This window comes from Prauserella salsuginis, from assembly GCF_024648885.1.
Lineage (GTDB): Bacteria > Actinomycetota > Actinomycetes > Mycobacteriales > Pseudonocardiaceae > Prauserella > Prauserella salsuginis.
Map to the genome: position 1 here is coordinate 216,618 of NZ_JANBBF010000013.1, position 15,305 is coordinate 231,922.

Genomic DNA, 15,305 nt, shown 5'->3' on the forward strand with positions numbered 1-15,305 from the left:
CGGCCGGCGCGAGCTCAAGGGCGGCTTGGTGGACGACACCGTTCGAGCGCTGCACACCCTCGACGTTCAACGACGCGGCCGAGGCGATGTGTGACGACGACACGGGCTTCCGCTGCGTGGCGCCCGTCGAGGACTTCGAGTAGCAGACCGTTGCCCGCTAGCAGTTGGGAACATCGGCTGGCCTGAACACTGTTAACGTAGCCCAACCGCCGTGCCTTCATGGTCACGGACCAGCTTCCGGTTATCCATCTTCCAGCCGAGCGGCGGTTGCATTTCCTCCAGTGCAGCGTCCTTTTCGGCGTGGGCGTTATGAAACCGGAATAGGCCTGGTTCTTGGTCTAGGGTAAACGGACTTCCTTTGTAGTGTACCGTATTCAAATTGAGCCCTTTGAATGTCGTATTATAGAACTCAACTGTAGATTCCCTGTAGTCTGATTGGAGGAAGTTGACGTAGCCAAAGGATGTATTTGCAAACCTCGGGGGCCAGTCAAACCTGCAGCTGGAAAAGTCATTTACGAGTCCGAGTGCGCACGAAGAGAAGTCGACAGGTCCGAAGAATCTCGCAGAGGTGCAAATCGTCCAGCGTCTGGCTTGAACCCCATAGAAGCTTGTTATTCCGAGAAATTTTGCGTACGAGAACTCTAGGTGTGCTACCGTACAATCGCGCAGCATGAAATTCACGAGGGTGGCCCCTGCAAGGTTGACAAAAATCTTCGCCTCGGCAGTGGGGGTGTCGGAGTGGTTGGCAGCAACTATATCCCGAATGGCCTCCTGGGCGGCAATCCTGACCTGCAGCTCATCAGAATCCACGTCCTCGTTGTCTGTGGGCGAGTAAGCAATCTCTGGCTTCCAAAGAGTCCCGGCGTCCAGGCTCACTTCGAATGACATCCGAAGGTATGCGCATAGCACGTTGATAATTGTTTGCTCATGTTCTTCATTTTGGAGAGCCAGGCGTTCGAGGGCGTAAATTCCTCCAAGGCGGACTGGTGCCTTTTCTGAGCCGAGTTGCTCGACAGCTATTGAGTAAAGCTCGGTAATGCGGCGCTCGCGAGCGTCTTCTTCGTTTGCTGCAGCTGCTGCCGTTTCCCGTCGGCCCCTTTCGCCTTCGATACGCCGGGTCTCGTGTAGCTGCAGCTCGGACGAGCGTTGTCGTCGAACGGCCAACCACAGCGCTATAGCGCCGCCGCCGCCGACCGTGATTGTGAGGGCCGTGCGAAGTGCTGATAGTTCTGCTGTCACCTGCTGGGGCGCGCCGCCGCTGCGAGCGAAAGATACAAGCCCCAAGACCGCCGCGACCGTGGCGATGACTGTTAGAACCGCCGCCAGCCAGACCCAGCCCCATCGAAGTTCTGGGAGTTTCGGGGTGTCATGCGCTTGCTGTTGCTCCTCCACAACGCAAAGTGTCCCAAGAACTGAGGGCTGTAGGCGAGCTTCAGGTGGTGTGCTCCCGTCGGAACGGGTGCCACGATCAGGAAGGCACGATGCAGCGACAGGTGGGCTCCACATCCGATGCAAGCCCGCGATGGCCCCAGTGCTACCCCAAGCAGGCCGTGTTTGAGGAGAAAATGCAGTTCAGAGCGGGTATCGCCTGGTGACTGTAAATCAGCCGGCACTGCCTTCGGGGGTTCGAATCCCTCACCCGCCACTCGATCGAAGGCGCCCCCTGCTTGTCGCTGGGGGCGCCTTCGCTGTTTCCGATCATCGTCGTGTCTTCTGGGGCGCAGCCCCAGACCCCGCCCGGGGCGACCCCCGGACCCCCATTGCCGAGCCGCGTGCGGGCAGCGTCGCGGTATGCCGCCGTGCCAGGTAGGTGCGTAGCCCAGGCGCTGCCGGGCTGTCGTCGGCTCCCGGTTACCTGTGCCTCTCACCGGGAGGATGGAGCTCGGGTCGGAAGATGCGGCCCTGCTGTCTCGCCGAACACCTCACCGTGCCCGGCGATCGCAAGGTGCTGACGCGCCGGTGGGAGTCTGTAGGCATGGAACTGAACGGCGTCCCCGCAACGATTGAGCAGGTCAAAGCCCTCGCGCTCACCAACTACGGACACTTCACGTCGATGCTCGTCGACGACGGCAGTGTGCGCGGGCTCTCGCTGCACCTGCAACGGTTGACGCGGGACTGCCGGACGCTCTTCGGCGCCGAACTCGACACCGAGCGGGTGCGCGAGTACGTCCGGCACGCGCTGCAGGGCCTCGACCAGCCGGTGACCGTTCGCGTCACGATCTACGACCCCGAGATGGGTTTGGGAACGATCGGGGAGGACGCGCAGCCGCAGGTGCTCGTGACCACGCGTGGGGCGTCGTCGGCCGAGCCGGCGCCGTGGCGCCTGCGAGCAGCGTCCTACCGGCGCGAGTTGCCCGCGGTGAAGCACGTCGGCCTGTTCGGCGCGATGCACCAGCGGCGCCAAGCGCAGCGCGAGGGCTACGACGACGTTCTGTTCCTGAACCCGGACGGCACGATCTCGGAGATGGCGACCTCGAACGTCGGGTTCATCCGTGACGGCCGGATCATCTGGCCGCGCTCCGAGTGGTTGCCGGGTACGACGATGACGCTGATCAACCAGGTACTCGATGAGCCCATCTCGACCGAGCCGCTGACGCTCGCCGACCTGCCGTCGATGGACGCGGCCTTCGCGACCAACGCCGCGACCGGCATCCGGCCCGTGGCCGCCATCGACGCGACGGAGTGGCCGACCGAGCACAAGATGCTGCAGCAGCTCCGCGACGTCTACCTGGAGATTCCCGCCGAAACCGTGTGATCGACCGGTTACGGAGCGATAGGGTCCTCCCCGGTTTCGGACCTCTCCCGGTGGTCACTTCGGACTCCGGGCGCCACCGGGCCACCGGGTGCCACGGCCGACGTCACTCGCAGCGGGCCAGAACTCCTCGGATCGCTTCGGCTTCGGCCCTGTCGACCGTGAGTTCGTAGCGCTGCTTGATCTGCACCCATTTGGTCACATAGCCGCAGCGGTCCTCGTCCGGCAACCACGTCGCCGGGTCCTGGTCGCCCTTCGACCGGTTCGACGAGGCGGTCACGGGCACCAGGACGTCGGGGTCGTTCGCGTACTCCTCACGTTGCTGCTCGGACCAGTCACGGGCACCGGAACGGGCCACCTCGGCGAGCGGCACCCAGTGGTCGATGTCCAGTTCGGACGGATCGGTGACGGTTTCGCCGTCGTAGATACTGGTCCATTCCCCGGAAATGTCGCAGTCGTCGCCGACGTCGATGCTGCGGCCCTGGTTGCGCAGGGCGGCGTCTCGAGCGTCACAACCGTCGCCGACCGAGCTCCAATGAGGCCAGTCGTCGCGGTCGTAGTGGGCACCCGTGTCTTCCGGCGTGACCGTCAGTTCGGACAGGTCCGCCGTCCCCGTCGCGGCGGCGTCGCCAACGTCGTCGCCGTTGAGGTCGAGGTCGCCGGACAGGTAGTAGCCGCCCGCGGCCAACACCGCGACGACGGCGGTCACGAGGGCTTTGGTGCGGGTGCGCGTGCTCATCGGAACCTTTCGGCGGGACGTGGAACGTTCGGAGAAACCCGGCGATGATCATCCGGCATGCGTGCCCCCTCGCGGCACAGGGGGAGCGAGCAAGGTCAGCATGATCACGATGTCGGGCCCGGCGCGCCCGCTCGAAGCTGTCGTCGGCTGCTCCGGAGCGCGCGGTGTCGACGAGTGACGGGTTCACCCCGCGGTGTGCGTGACGACGGGCGGGACAGCGCCGCACCGCGACAGCGACGGCGCCGCCGCCGTCTTCTCAGTCGTGTGCGGCGGAGATGACGTCGTCCAGGAGTTCGCGAGAGGCCATGAGGGTCTCGATCTGACGGTCGATGCGAGCGCGTTCGCCTCTGAGGTCCTCGGCCATCTCGGTGCACAGCACGAGGCGTTCGCCTTCGTCGCGCACACACGGCAGGAGCCAGGCGATCGTGTGCGTCGGCAGCCCGGCGGCTAGCAGCGTGCGTATCTGGCGCACCGCACCGACGTCGCTGTCGCGGAAGTTCCGGTAGCCGTTCGCCCCTCGCTCGGGTGAGAGCAGTCCCTGCTCCTCGTAGTAGCGCAGCAGCCGGATGCTGACGCCGGTCCGCCGGGAGAGTTCACCGATCCGCATCGTCACTGCCTTCGTCGCTGCCTTCGTCGCTGCTTTCGTCACTTGACCCTCACACTGATGTGAGACTTTAGCGTGATGCCCGCCCAACGGAGCAAGACGGAGTGGAGGCAGGCATGAACGACACCCGGGTGGCCATCGTGACCGGCGCGGCCGGAGGCATTGGACGAGCCGTCGCGCGGCGGCTGGCCGACGACGGCTTCCGCGTCGCGGTCAGCGACCTCGCGTCGACGCAACCGCAACTCGACGAACTTGCCGGTGAACTCGCCGCCCGCGGTGTGCTCTCGCATGCGCTCGCTGCGGATGTGACCGACGAGGCCGACATGGCACGTCTGGTGGAGACGACCGTCGACGCTCTCGGCGACCTGGACGTGATGGTGGCCAACGCCGGAATCGTCAGCGCGGTGCCGCTGCTGGAGCTGTCGACGGCGGAATGGGACCGCGTGATGTCGGTCAACGCGCGCGGCGCGCTCGTGTCCTACCAGGCAGCGGCCCGCCAGCTGATCCGGCAGGGACACGGCGGCAAGATCATCGGAGCGGCCTCGGTGGCCGCGCACCAGAGTTCGGCGCTGGTCGGCCACTACTCGGCATCCAAGTTCGCCGTACGCGCGCTGACGCAGGCCGCCGCGCTCGAATGGGCCGAGCACGGAATCGTCGTCAACGCCTACTCGCCCGGCCTGGTGCACACGAGCATGTGGGACGACCTCGACCGCGAGATGGTCGCGTTGCAGGGCGGCGAGCCGGGCGACGTCATCGCCGGCGCAGTCCCCGAGATCCCGCTCGGACGCGTTCAACGCCCGGAGGACGTGGCCGGTGTCGTGTCCTACCTCGCTTCCGCCGACGCGGACTACATGACCGGGCAGTCGGTCGTCGTCGACGGCGGGATGCTTCTCGGCTGACACCACCGACCGGGTCGAGGCGGGCGTTTCGGAGCGGAACGGTCGATGCCGCATGACCCTGAATGCCGCTGTCACGGGGCGATTCGCATCACGACCGTCCGCGACGCGGGCCTTGTCGTGGACCCGCGTTGTTACCGTGCCTCATGACCAGCGCATCTCCTGCCGGCCGCCGGGAACAGCTCCGCGACTTCCTCCGTACCTGCCGGGCACGGCTCACGCCCGGTGACGTCGGCATCGCGACGGCGGGCAGGCGCCGGACACCCGGGTTGCGGCGCGAGGAGGTCGCTTCGCTCGCCGGGGTCGGGGTGTCCTGGTACACGTGGCTCGAACAGGGCCGTGACATCAACGTCTCTGCCGATGTGCTCGACGCGGTCAGCCGGGCGCTGCGCCTGACCGAACCCGAACGCGCACACCTCTACCTGCTGGCCGGGCTCAACCCACCTGCCGACACCGCCAGGGCGCGCGATTCCGGGGTCACCACGGAACTGCGGAACCTGCTCGACACGTGGTCGCCGCGGCCGGCCATCCTGCGGGACCGCGCCTGGAACCTGCTCGCCATCAACGATGCGACGCGGACCGTGTTCGGCTACGACGACACCGACCACAACTGCCTCGTCTCGTTCTTCAGCAACGCGCGGTACCGCAGCATGCACGCGCACTGGGAATCCGTGGCTCCGGCTGTGGTCGCCGCGTTCCGCGCCGACGCGGCGCATTTCCCCGACGACCCGGGCTTCGGACGGGTGGTCGACGAACTCGGCGCCACCAGCCCAGAATTCGCCGAGTTGTGGGCCCGGCACGAAGTGGGCGTGCCGGTGCAGGCGGTGAAGGCGGTGCACCACCCCGAGGTCGGTGACCTGATCTTCGACACGACGACGCTCGTGGTCGCCGACCAGCCGGCTTGGTACCTGGAGTTGTACAACCCGCGGCCCGGCACCGGAACCGACGAGCCGCTGGCGCGGCTGACGCGATCACCCGCGCCGGCCTGATCCGCCGAGGGTGGTGTTGCCGGTCCCACGTTGAATGCGCACTGGTTGCCCCGTGTCCCTGCGCGAAAACTCGAAGCCATGACACACAGCACCGCGACACACAGCACCCCGGCACACCACAGCACCGCGACACACAGCACCGAACGATTCGACGGCACGGTCGCACTCGTCACCGGCGGCACGAGCGGCATGGGCCTCGCCACGGCGCGGCAACTACTCGGGGAGGGGGCCCGGGTGATCATCACCGGACGAGACCGGACCCGGTTGGACGCCGCGGTCACCGAGCTCGGCGGAGGCGACCGCGTGCTCGGCGTGCGCGGTGACGTGTCCGACCTCGCCGACCTCGACGAGCTGATCGCCGAGATCCGGAACCGGTACGGCCGACTGGACGTGCTCTTCGCCAACGCAGGCGTGGCCTCGTTCCAGCCGAATCAGGACATCACCGAGGCCGACTTCGACCGCACGGTGGACATCAACTTCAAAGGCATGTTCTTCACCATCCAGAAGGCACTGCCACTGCTGTCCGAACATGCCTCGGTCGTGATCAACGCGTCCTGGACGCTGCACCGCGGTATGGCCGGTGGGTCGCTCTACGCGGCCACCAAGGCAGCCGTGCACAACCTGGCGCACACGCTCGCGGCCGAACTGGGTCCGAAGGGCATCCGGGTCAACTCGGTGAGCCCCGGCTACATCGAAACGCCGATGTTCCACGAGAACGTCGACGTCGACGCGCACGCGGCCGTGGTCGGTTCGATCGCCGCCGGTCGCCTCGGCACCGCCGACGACGTCGCCGCCGCGGTCACCTTCCTCGCCTCCCCGGCGGCGTCCTACATCAACGGGCAGGACCTGGTCATCGACGGCGGCCTGGTCGCCGCCGCTGCCGGCGGCTGAACGGGCGCTCCGGCGACGTCGCCACGAGCGGCGCGGGCCGTGACCACCCGCGGCCCGCGACTCCGGGGCCGTGGGTGGCGTTCGGCTGTAGCCCCCGTAACGGCTGAGGGGGCTACAGTCGGTCCATGGCACGCGCGCAGAGCGTCGACGAGTACCTCGACAGGTTCGACCCGGTGGTGCGGCAACGCCTCGAGACGGTGCGGGAGCTTGCTCGGGAGGCGGCCCCCGGCACGACCGAAGCCGTCAAGTGGGGCGAACCCGCGTGGATTCACGCCTCCGGCACGATCCTGTTCATGCTCGGCGGCTACGCCAAGCACATCAGTGTCGTCTTCACCCCCAGCACGCGCGAGGCGTTCGACGCCGAACTCGGCGACTTCAACCCCGGCAAGGGTTCCGTCAAGATCGGCCACACGCAGGACATCCCCGAGGACCTGCTGCGCCGCATGATCGTCCACCGCATCAGCGAATACGAACGCGACGGCGTCAACTGGATGTGACGGCCACCGTTCCGGTCGAACCTGCGACCGGAACGGGGGCACGGACCTTGCGGACAACCCCGCGCAGGTCAGCTCACGGGCGCCTGCCAGACCCCGACGATCGCGTCGACGAGCCCCGTTGCGGCGTCGGACCAGGTATCGCGCGGTGTCGGTGTTCCCTGCGCCAGGGCGCGTTCCCGGTCGGCGACCATGTGCATCATCAGGTGCTTCGTGATGTCGGAACGCTCGGCACATACCTCCGGAGGCAGGTGCGCCACGCACCGGTGCAGCCCCTGCACCGCCGTCGCCATGGCCGGATCCGCACGGAACCGCCGGTCCAGGATCGGATGCAGCATCGGATCGGTCACCAGCTGGGCGTTGAACCGCGCGAACCACGTCGGCCTGCCCAGCTCTGCGAGGTGGTCGGTCACCGGCAGTACGACGCACGCCACCCAGTCCCGCAGCTTCGGGTCGTCGCCGACCTGCGCGACGTGGTAAGCGCGGCGGCGGGCGAGCGCATCCTGGTGCCGTTCGACCAGCGCAGTGATCAGGTCGTGCTTCGTGCCGAAGTGGTAGTGGACGGCCGCGTTGTTTCCCTGGCCCGCGGCTTCACTGATCTGCCGGTTCGACACGTTGTAGACGCCCTGCTCGGCGAACAGCCGCTCCGCCGTGGCGAGAATGATCTCGCGAGTCGATCCCGTGGCGGGCGGCTGCACCGTTTTCCCGGCGGCGTTGTCCGACGTCGTCACCCGTGACCCCCTCACCGAGGTTCCCGCGTTTCTCCCTTTCGGGCGCGCACCGCGCCGACGTCCGTGCCCGGCACGAACGCCATCTCCGACACGTTACGCCAGGTCAGCGGGGTTCGTTACGAATCGTGACGTGACTGCCGTAGACGTGCCCCCTGTGGGTGAGTATCCGGTGTCCGAATTCCGCCGGTCGACTGTGTGTAGCGCGACGTGCTCGCGTGTCACGCGCCCGTGTCGGATCGGTGTCGGTTCGGTGAGAGTTCGCCGTCGGCCCAGGTGGCGGCGGGATCAGCAGAGGAAAGCTCACATCGCCACCCCGGTGTGCGCCGCCTCCGGAGCGTGCGCGTCCCGTGTCAAACAGTTGCTTTAGCTGTCGCAAGGGTGGTAAATACCGGTACTCGCGTCACTCATCCGGTGGAATCGCTGCATGTTGCAAACCCGGGTACGGGTGTCCGGGCCCGTCACCGCCCGGCGTCACCGTGTGTCCGGGTCGGTGTGCGGCCGGAAGTCGGGACGACCTGTGGAGGAACGTGTGAGGTTGTGGAAGCGGCGCTCCGCCGCGGCCGAGTCACGGCAGGCGGACACTCCGCCGGATGCGACGCCCGCCGAAGCGAGCCGCGATGTCCCCACGGCGTTCCGGCCCGCCACGGCTCCCGACCTCCACGCCGCCGGCGAGCCCGCCCCCGTCCCTCAATCGCAGGCGGGCCCCGCACCTGGCCACGCACAGCCGCCGGCCCGCACGGTTCGCGGCCGCGTACTCCACGCCGAGGCCGCCGCACCCCACGCCGGGCAGCCGCCCCACGGTGGACAGACACTGCCCGCCGTCACCACCGTCACCGCGTACCGCCGCGACGGCGCCGTGACGGGCAGCACCGTGAGTGAGGACGGCTCATACGTACTCGACGGCCTGCCCGCCGAACCGCTCACTCTCGTCGCCGTGGAGCATCCCGCGGTGCACGAGGAGGTCGTCGTCCGTGCGGGCGATCAGCGGCACGACATCGCGTTGCCCGCGTTCCCGAGGAGGGCTCCCCGGTGAGCGCGCGAGGCGAATACCCGCAGTGGCCGCAGGAGGAACCGCCATCGAACGGGTTCGGTGCGGGCACCGTCGGCATTAACGGGAGCGGCATCAACGGATCGGGTGGCTACGGGGCCGGCAACAACGGGGCGAGCGTGAACGGCACCGGTGTGCACGACGAGTCGAGCACCCGTGGCGGCGAATCCGACGACCACGCCGTGGAGTCCGGCACTCTCGCCGACCTCGGACTCTTCGACGAGCGTGGTGACGCCGGTGAACGCGAAGACCTCGGCGGCAGTGGCCTCTCCGGCGAGTCCGAGCCCGCGGCCGGTGCCGACGGCATGGTCCGAGACTTCGGCAGCATCAGCGGGCTCCGCGGCATGCGCGCGAGAGCATTGGGCGGACAGCAGCCGACGACGGTGCTGTCCGGCGTCGTGCAGGGTGGGCAGCGTCCGCTGCCCGAGGTCACGGTGACCGTCACCGACCGCACCGGCTCGCAGTGCGCGCGGGCCACCACGGACGCGAGCGGCGTGTTCCACGTGTCCGGGCTCGAACCCGGCAGTTACGTACTGGTGTTCGCGCGTGCCGGTTACCGTCCACAGGCGACGGTCGTGCCGCCGGGGCCGATGCCGTCGCGTCTCGACATCACGCTCGAACCGACGTCCGGTATCGGCGGCACGGTGCGGGAACGTATCGCCGGCAGGCCGATTCCCGGCGCCACCGTCACCGCCATCGGTGCGGCGGGCGAGGTCATCGCCAGCACCGTGTCCGGAGAGGACGGTGGCTACTACCTCGCGGGCGTCGATGCCCCGCAGATCACGCTGGTCGCCGCGGCGCCCCTGGCCGATCCCGTCGCGACGGTCGTGGCGCTCAACGAAGGCCCGGTCACCGACGCGGACCTGGAACTGGAGCTGCGCGGAGCCCTCACCGGGGTCGTCACGTCCGGTGGCTGGCCGTTGTCCGGCGTACGGCTGCTGTTGCGCGGTGCCGACGGCGCCGTCGTCAGCTCGACCGTGACCGACGACGGCGGCCGCTACCGGTTCGGCGCCGTCGCTCCCGGCAGCTACACGGTGACGACCGCGCCCGCGGCGCCGTGCGTGCAGACGATCGGGCCGAGTGCGACGCTCGCCGACCTGAGGCTGCGTGCGGCGTCGGCCGAAGGGGCCGGTGGTGATCCCGACCCCGGCCCGGCCACCGAGGTGTTCGCCGCCGTGCCGCCGCAGTCGCCCCGCGGAGGCTGAAGGCCCGCTTGAGGACACGCGCGGCGGTCCTCGCCGGGAGAACCGCCGGGAGAACCGCAGGTGAGCCGCCGGGTATCCGCGCCGCTTGTGGGCCCACGCGAATCGCGTGTTTCCCCTCGTCGTCGCGGCGCTCCTAGCGTCGGTGACGTCACAACGGCGAAACCGATACGAGGGAGTCACACCATGGCCGAAACGGACCTGCGCGACAAGGTGGTCGTACTCGGAGGCGGCGCGAAGAACCTGGGAGGGCTGCTCGCCAGGCGGCTCGGGCAGCTGGGCGCGAAGGTGGTCGTCCACTACCACAGCGACGCGTCCGCATCCGACGCCGAGAAGACCGTCGACGAGGTCACGGCGGCGGGCGGCGAAGCCGTGACCGCGCAGGGCGACCTCACGCGCGTCGCCGACGTGCGCGCCGTGTTCGACGCCGCGGTCGACCGCTTCGGGCGGGTCGACGTGGCCGTCAACACCACGGGCATGGTCCTGCGCAAGCCGATCCTGGAGACCACCGAGGAGGAGTACGACCGCATGTTCGCCGTCAACTCCAAGGCGGCGTACTTCTTCATCCAGGAGGCGGGGCGCAGGCTCAGCGACAACGGCAAGATCATCAGCCTCGGGACGTCGCTGCTCGCCGCGTTCACCGACGGCTACTCCACCTATGCGGGCGGCAAGGCGCCGCTGGAACACTTCACCCGCGCCGCTGCCAAGGAGTTCGCCGACCGCGGTATCTCGGTCAACGTCGTAGCGCCCGGTCCGATGGACACGCCGTTCTTCTACCCGCAGGAGACGCCCGAGCGGGTCGAGTTCCACAAGTCGCAGGCGATGGGCAATCAGCTCACCCAGATCGAGGACATCGTGCCGATCATCCTGTTCCTGGCCACCGACGGCTGGTGGTTCACTGGTCAGACGATGTTCCCGAACGGTGGCTACACCACCCGCTGATCGCTGCGAAAGGCTGACGCGTGGGTCTGGACCTGTACAAGCTCGACCACCTCGTCGCCGTGGCCGAGGAGGGCAGCTTCACGCGAGCGGCCGCACGGCTGCACATGTCGCAGCAGGCACTGTCCACTTCGGTCCGTGCGCTGGAGCGCCAAGTGGGCGTCGACCTGTTGGCACGCGGTTCCGCCGGCGTGACGCTGTTGCCCGCGGGGGAAGCGCTGCTGGCCGACGCGCGCGTGCTGCACGGCGTCGCGCGGTCGGCCGTGCAGCGGGCACGCCGCATCGGCCGCGGCGAGCGCGAGACGCTGCGCATCGGGCACACGCCCGCCGTCACCGGTGACGAGGTGACCGCGCTGTTGCCGGCCGCGGGCAGCGACACGCGCGTCAACCAGCGGTACCCGGACGAGCTGACCCGCGAGTTGCTCTCCGGGGAGCTGGACCTCGGGTTGTGCCGCGCGATGCCACCCGCGCGCGGCCTGGCCCGCACGCTCGTGGTGCGGCAGCGGCTCCACGTTGCCGTGGCCGAAGGGCACCCGCTGGCCTGCCGCACCCAGGTTCAGCTCTCCGAGCTCGCCGACCAGGAGATCATCGTCTGGGGCGAACCGGGACGTTCCGGATACACGGACCTGCTCATCGGCCTGTGCCGTGGCGCGGGATTCGAGCCGCACACGCGCCGGAACCCGGTGCAGGGCACACCGCCCGTCACCGCCGTGACCGGTACCGGCGGTGTCGCGTTCGTCACCGCGGCACCGGGACCCGCCGCGGGCGGTGGCGTGCGGGTGCTGGAACTGGCGCCCCCTGCCCACGTCCCGCTGCACGCGCTGTGGCCGCAGCACACGGCCTCCGACGCGAGGGACGCGTTCCTCGAATCGGTCAGCTGACCCGTCGGCGGCGCCCTCCCCACCGCAGCCGGGGAGGGCGCCGCCGCATACTGAGGCCGCCAGGGGTCGACACGATCATGAGCAGGGGGCCTCGATGACACGGGGAATCGATCGGGCCGGTGACGCCGAGCGGGTGGCCGACGCAGGCCGGGCAGGCACCGACCGGACGGCGGCGTCCAGGACGGTCCCGTCGCACCGCGGCGAGCCCGGGGCCGTGGTGTGCCGGGTGGCGGTGTCCGTGTCAGCGGTGTCCCGCGCGGCGGCGTCCCGGGGTGCGGCGTCCCGAGGTGCGGTGTCCCGGGGTGTGACGTCCAGGGCGACGGCCTCCCGGCGTGCGACGTCAGGGAACGCGGTGCCCGAGACGGCAGCGTGACCGCCGCGGTGCCGGGGGAGTCGGGTCGCACCGCGCGCTGGTATCCGCACCTGTGGGCGGGCACGCTGCTGACGCAGGCCGCCTACAACGCCGCGCGCATGCTGGTGTCCTACCGCGTGCTCGAGCTCGGCGGCGACGGCACGGCGCTCGGGGTGATCACGGCCCTGTTCGCGCTGCTGCCGCTCGTCGTCGCGGTGCCGGTCGGCAGGGCGGTCGACAACGGCCATCCCGCCGGCGTGCTGCGGGCCGGGGTGGCCGCGACCGTCGCGGCGTTGCTCGTGCTGGCCCTCAGCACCGACCTCGTCGTGCTCGCGGCCGGCAACATCCTCCTCGGGTTCGCACAGATCCTCGTCACGGTCGCGGGGCAGGGATTCATCCCGCTGCTGTCGGACGCCCGCGACATCGACCGCCGCTTCGCGGGCTGGGCGCTCGCCACGTCGATCGGCCAGACGGCCGGACTGCCCGTCGCGGGCCTCGTGACCTCGGCGAGCAGCGATTCCGGCGGAGTGTCGACCACGGCGGGGCTGCTGGCCCTCGCGGTGCTGGCCGCGCTCGCGGTGCCGTCGGCGCTGCTGATGCCCGTCGTGGGAGCACAGCGGGCACGCGCCGAACAGCACGGCGCCGCCCAGTCGGTGCCCACCATGCTCGCCACACCGGGTATGCGCCCCGCGATGTTCAGCAGCCTCGTCGTACTGACGTCGATGGACGTGCTCGCCGCGTTCCTGCCCGTGCTCGGCCACCAGTACGGCTTCGGTGTGCTGACCGTGACCGTGCTGCTGATGCTGCGTACCGGCTCCGCGATCGTCGCGCGCACCTTCCTGCCCGCACTGCTGCGCGTGGTGCCGCGGCGGTGGATGCTGTTGGCCGCGACGCTGTGTTCGGCCGCTCCTATGGCGCTGATCCCTGTGATCCCGAACCCGGTCGTGATCGGTGTGTTCCTGGTGGTCGTCGGGTTCCTCTGGGGCGTGGGGCAGCCACTCACGATGAGCTGGGTGGTGAGCCTGGTGACCGAGCGCAGCCGCGCCTCGGCGCTGTCGCTGCGGCTCACCGGGAACCGCCTCGGGCAGGTGCTCGTGCCGCTCGGCGCGGGTGGCATCGCAGGAGTGGCGGGCGCCGGGTCGGTGTTCCTCGTGACCGCGGCGCTGCTCGGCCTCTCGGGAGGATTCACCTGGCGCGCGGTGCGCGGCACGAACCTGTGACCTCGTGGCCCGCGGGTCCTGCAGTCGTGCGCGCGTCTCCTGCGCCCGCCCGTCGCCCGGCCACCGCCCCTCACTGAAGCGCTGGCGCGCGACTGTGCCCTCGCGCGTGTTCTGCGTTCGGACCCGCGTGTCCTGCGTTCGTGCAGGCCGGTCCGCCCGTGCGGCGGCGTGGCCGGCGTGGCGATCGCCGAGTGGTTGTTCGCCGAATGGTGTTCACCGTGCCGCGCTACTACGTTGACGTATGCGTGGATACGCATCCAACCGGCCAGCAGACAAAGGGGTTCGCAAATGCCGGACAATCGCGTTGTCGTTTACAAGTCGCCCGGTGAAGTCGCGGTGGAATCGATCGATTACCCGAAACTGGAATTGCCCGGCGACGTTGTCGAAGGACTCGGAATCAAGAAGAAAGCGCCGCACGCGGCTATTTTGAAGATCGTCACGACGAACATCTGTGGCAGCGATCAGCACATGGTGCGAGGGCGCACGACCGCGCCCGTCGGCCAGAGTCTCGGCCACGAAATCACCGGCGAGGTCGTGGAAGCCGGCGAGGACGTCCTGTTCGTCAACCAGGGTGACATTTGCTCGGTGCCGTTCAACATCGCGTGCGGCCGGTGCCGGATGTGCAACGAGGGAAAGACCGGGATCTGCCTCAACGTCAATCCCGCACGCCCCGGCGCGGCCTACGGATACGTCGACATGGGCGGCTGGATCGGCGGTCAGGCCGAATATGTCATGGTGCCGTTCGCCGATTTCAACCTGCTCAAATTCCCGGATCGGGACCAGGCGTTGGAGAAAATCCGCGACCTGACGATGCTGTCCGACATTTTCCCCACCGGATACCACGGTGCGTACACGGCTGGGGTCAGCACCGGCTCGACCGTCTACGTGGCTGGTGCGGGACCCGTCGGACTGGCGGCCGCACACGCCGCACAACTGCTCGGGGCGTCGGCGGTGATCGTCGGCGACATGATCCCGGAGCGGCTCGGACAGGCGCGGAGTTTCGGATGTGAAACGGTCGACCTGCGCAACGACGCGCCGTTGGCGGACATGATCGAGCAGATCGTCGGTGAACCCGAGGTGGACGCGGCCGTCGACGCCGTCGGCTTCGAAGCGCGCGGACACGGCAAGGACGCCGGTGAACAGCCCGCGACCGTGCTCAACGACGTGATGGGTATCGCGAGGGCGGGCGCATCGCTCGGTATCCCCGGCCTGTACGTCACCGGCGACCCCGGCGCTCCCGACGAGAACGCCAAGGTCGGCCAGCTCGGCGTGCGGATCGGGCTGGGATGGGCCAAGTCCCACTCGATGACCACCGGCCAGTGCCCGGTCAAGCAGTACAACCGGAAGCTGATGAACATGATCCTCAGTGGCAAGGCCGACATCGCCAAGGCCGTCAACGCCACCACGATCTCGCTCGACGAGGCGCCGCAGGGGTACCAGGAGTTCGACAGCGGCGTGGCCCGCAAGTTCGTCATCGACCCGCACGGGATGGCCCCGGCGGCCTGACACCCCCGACCCGTGGCGGCCGGTCAGGCCGCGGCGGCTGGGCAGATTGGGAGGCTCGGCA

At 68.8% G+C, this 15,305-nt stretch carries 15 protein-coding genes; 11 read left to right on the plus strand and 4 right to left on the minus strand.

All coding sequences use genetic code 11. The features are described from left to right. Window positions 1-192 precede the first annotated feature (192 nt). On the minus strand, window positions 193-1,392 hold the full coding sequence (locus LY40_RS21370) for a pentapeptide repeat-containing protein (RefSeq protein ID WP_258937964.1): 1,200 nt from the start codon (window positions 1,390-1,392) through the stop codon (window positions 193-195). Between the two features lie 583 nt (window positions 1,393-1,975). On the opposite strand from LY40_RS21370, the gene LY40_RS21375 reads away from it, so the two are divergent. After that, window positions 1,976-2,755: an aminotransferase class IV family protein gene (locus tag LY40_RS21375; RefSeq protein ID WP_258937965.1), complete on the plus strand. Its 780-nt coding sequence runs from the start codon at window positions 1,976-1,978 to the stop codon at window positions 2,753-2,755. Between the two features lie 103 nt (window positions 2,756-2,858). Here LY40_RS21375 and LY40_RS21380 read toward each other — a convergent pair whose 3' ends face one another. Then, window positions 2,859-3,491: an HNH endonuclease family protein gene (locus LY40_RS21380; RefSeq protein WP_183779792.1), complete on the minus strand. Its 633-nt coding sequence runs from the start codon at window positions 3,489-3,491 to the stop codon at window positions 2,859-2,861. A gap of 256 nt (window positions 3,492-3,747) precedes the next feature. Then, window positions 3,748-4,098, minus strand: a complete 351-nt coding sequence (locus LY40_RS21385; RefSeq protein ID WP_183785024.1) for a MerR family transcriptional regulator — start codon at window positions 4,096-4,098, stop codon at window positions 3,748-3,750. A gap of 113 nt (window positions 4,099-4,211) precedes the next feature. Between LY40_RS21385 and LY40_RS21390 the strand changes: the two genes are divergently transcribed. From LY40_RS21390 to LY40_RS21405, 4 genes are all read left to right on the plus strand, one after another. Further along, the gene (locus LY40_RS21390) at window positions 4,212-4,994 is read left to right on the plus strand and encodes an SDR family oxidoreductase (protein ID WP_183779789.1); all 783 of its coding nucleotides are present in this window, start codon (window positions 4,212-4,214) and stop codon (window positions 4,992-4,994) included. 143 nt (window positions 4,995-5,137) lie between these two features. Further along, on the plus strand, window positions 5,138-5,980 hold the full coding sequence (locus LY40_RS21395; protein ID WP_258937966.1) for a helix-turn-helix transcriptional regulator: 843 nt from the start codon (window positions 5,138-5,140) through the stop codon (window positions 5,978-5,980). A 78-nt stretch (window positions 5,981-6,058) separates the two neighbouring features. Beyond that, window positions 6,059-6,871 carry a glucose 1-dehydrogenase gene (locus LY40_RS21400; RefSeq protein WP_258937967.1) on the plus strand — a complete coding sequence of 271 codons (813 nt, stop codon included), beginning with the start codon at window positions 6,059-6,061 and terminating at the stop codon, window positions 6,869-6,871. Between the two features lie 125 nt (window positions 6,872-6,996). Continuing rightward, window positions 6,997-7,368, plus strand: coding sequence for an iron chaperone (locus LY40_RS21405; RefSeq protein ID WP_183779781.1), 372 nt, complete (start codon window positions 6,997-6,999; stop codon window positions 7,366-7,368). A gap of 68 nt (window positions 7,369-7,436) precedes the next feature. On the opposite strand, the gene LY40_RS21410 is transcribed toward LY40_RS21405, so the two are convergent. Beyond that, on the minus strand, window positions 7,437-8,096 hold the full coding sequence (locus tag LY40_RS21410) for a TetR/AcrR family transcriptional regulator (RefSeq protein ID WP_258937968.1): 660 nt from the start codon (window positions 8,094-8,096) through the stop codon (window positions 7,437-7,439). Between the two features lie 529 nt (window positions 8,097-8,625). Here LY40_RS21410 and LY40_RS21415 point away from each other — a divergent pair. The 6 genes from LY40_RS21415 to fdhA all read left to right on the plus strand — a co-directional run bounded on the left by LY40_RS21415 (window position 8,626) and on the right by fdhA (window position 15,244). Then, window positions 8,626-9,129, plus strand: coding sequence for a carboxypeptidase-like regulatory domain-containing protein (locus tag LY40_RS21415; RefSeq protein WP_183779778.1), 504 nt, complete (start codon window positions 8,626-8,628; stop codon window positions 9,127-9,129). Beyond that, entirely contained in the window at window positions 9,126-10,349 is a 1,224-nt protein-coding gene (locus tag LY40_RS21420) for an MSCRAMM family protein (protein WP_183779774.1), read from the plus strand. Before LY40_RS21415 ends, LY40_RS21420 begins: the two co-directional genes overlap by 4 nt. A gap of 183 nt (window positions 10,350-10,532) precedes the next feature. After that, window positions 10,533-11,288 carry an SDR family oxidoreductase gene (locus LY40_RS21425; RefSeq protein WP_183779771.1) on the plus strand — a complete coding sequence of 252 codons (756 nt, stop codon included), beginning with the start codon at window positions 10,533-10,535 and terminating at the stop codon, window positions 11,286-11,288. A gap of 20 nt (window positions 11,289-11,308) precedes the next feature. After that, window positions 11,309-12,166: a LysR family transcriptional regulator gene (locus tag LY40_RS21430; RefSeq protein ID WP_258937969.1), complete on the plus strand. Its 858-nt coding sequence runs from the start codon at window positions 11,309-11,311 to the stop codon at window positions 12,164-12,166. A 369-nt stretch (window positions 12,167-12,535) separates the two neighbouring features. Next, window positions 12,536-13,738, plus strand: a complete 1,203-nt coding sequence (locus LY40_RS21435; RefSeq protein ID WP_258937970.1) for an MFS transporter — start codon at window positions 12,536-12,538, stop codon at window positions 13,736-13,738. A 288-nt stretch (window positions 13,739-14,026) separates the two neighbouring features. Beyond that, window positions 14,027-15,244 (plus strand): formaldehyde dehydrogenase, glutathione-independent, encoded by a 1,218-nt coding sequence (gene fdhA, locus LY40_RS21440; protein WP_183779763.1) that lies wholly within the window; start codon window positions 14,027-14,029, stop codon window positions 15,242-15,244. Window positions 15,245-15,305 lie beyond the last annotated feature (61 nt).

Coding starts and splice junctions, on each gene's coding strand:
- LY40_RS21375 (WP_258937965.1), top strand. CDS start 1,976: ATGGAACTGAACGGCGTCCCCGCAACGATTGAGCAGGTCAAAGCCCTC.
- LY40_RS21380 (WP_183779792.1), bottom strand. CDS start 3,491: ATGAGCACGCGCACCCGCACCAAAGCCCTCGTGACCGCCGTCGTCGCG.
- LY40_RS21385 (WP_183785024.1), bottom strand. CDS start 4,098: ATGCGGATCGGTGAACTCTCCCGGCGGACCGGCGTCAGCATCCGGCTG.
- LY40_RS21390 (WP_183779789.1), top strand. CDS start 4,212: ATGAACGACACCCGGGTGGCCATCGTGACCGGCGCGGCCGGAGGCATT.
- LY40_RS21395 (WP_258937966.1), top strand. CDS start 5,138: ATGACCAGCGCATCTCCTGCCGGCCGCCGGGAACAGCTCCGCGACTTC.
- LY40_RS21400 (WP_258937967.1), top strand. CDS start 6,059: ATGACACACAGCACCGCGACACACAGCACCCCGGCACACCACAGCACC.
- LY40_RS21405 (WP_183779781.1), top strand. CDS start 6,997: ATGGCACGCGCGCAGAGCGTCGACGAGTACCTCGACAGGTTCGACCCG.
- LY40_RS21425 (WP_183779771.1), top strand. CDS start 10,533: ATGGCCGAAACGGACCTGCGCGACAAGGTGGTCGTACTCGGAGGCGGC.
- fdhA (WP_183779763.1), top strand. CDS start 14,027: ATGCCGGACAATCGCGTTGTCGTTTACAAGTCGCCCGGTGAAGTCGCG.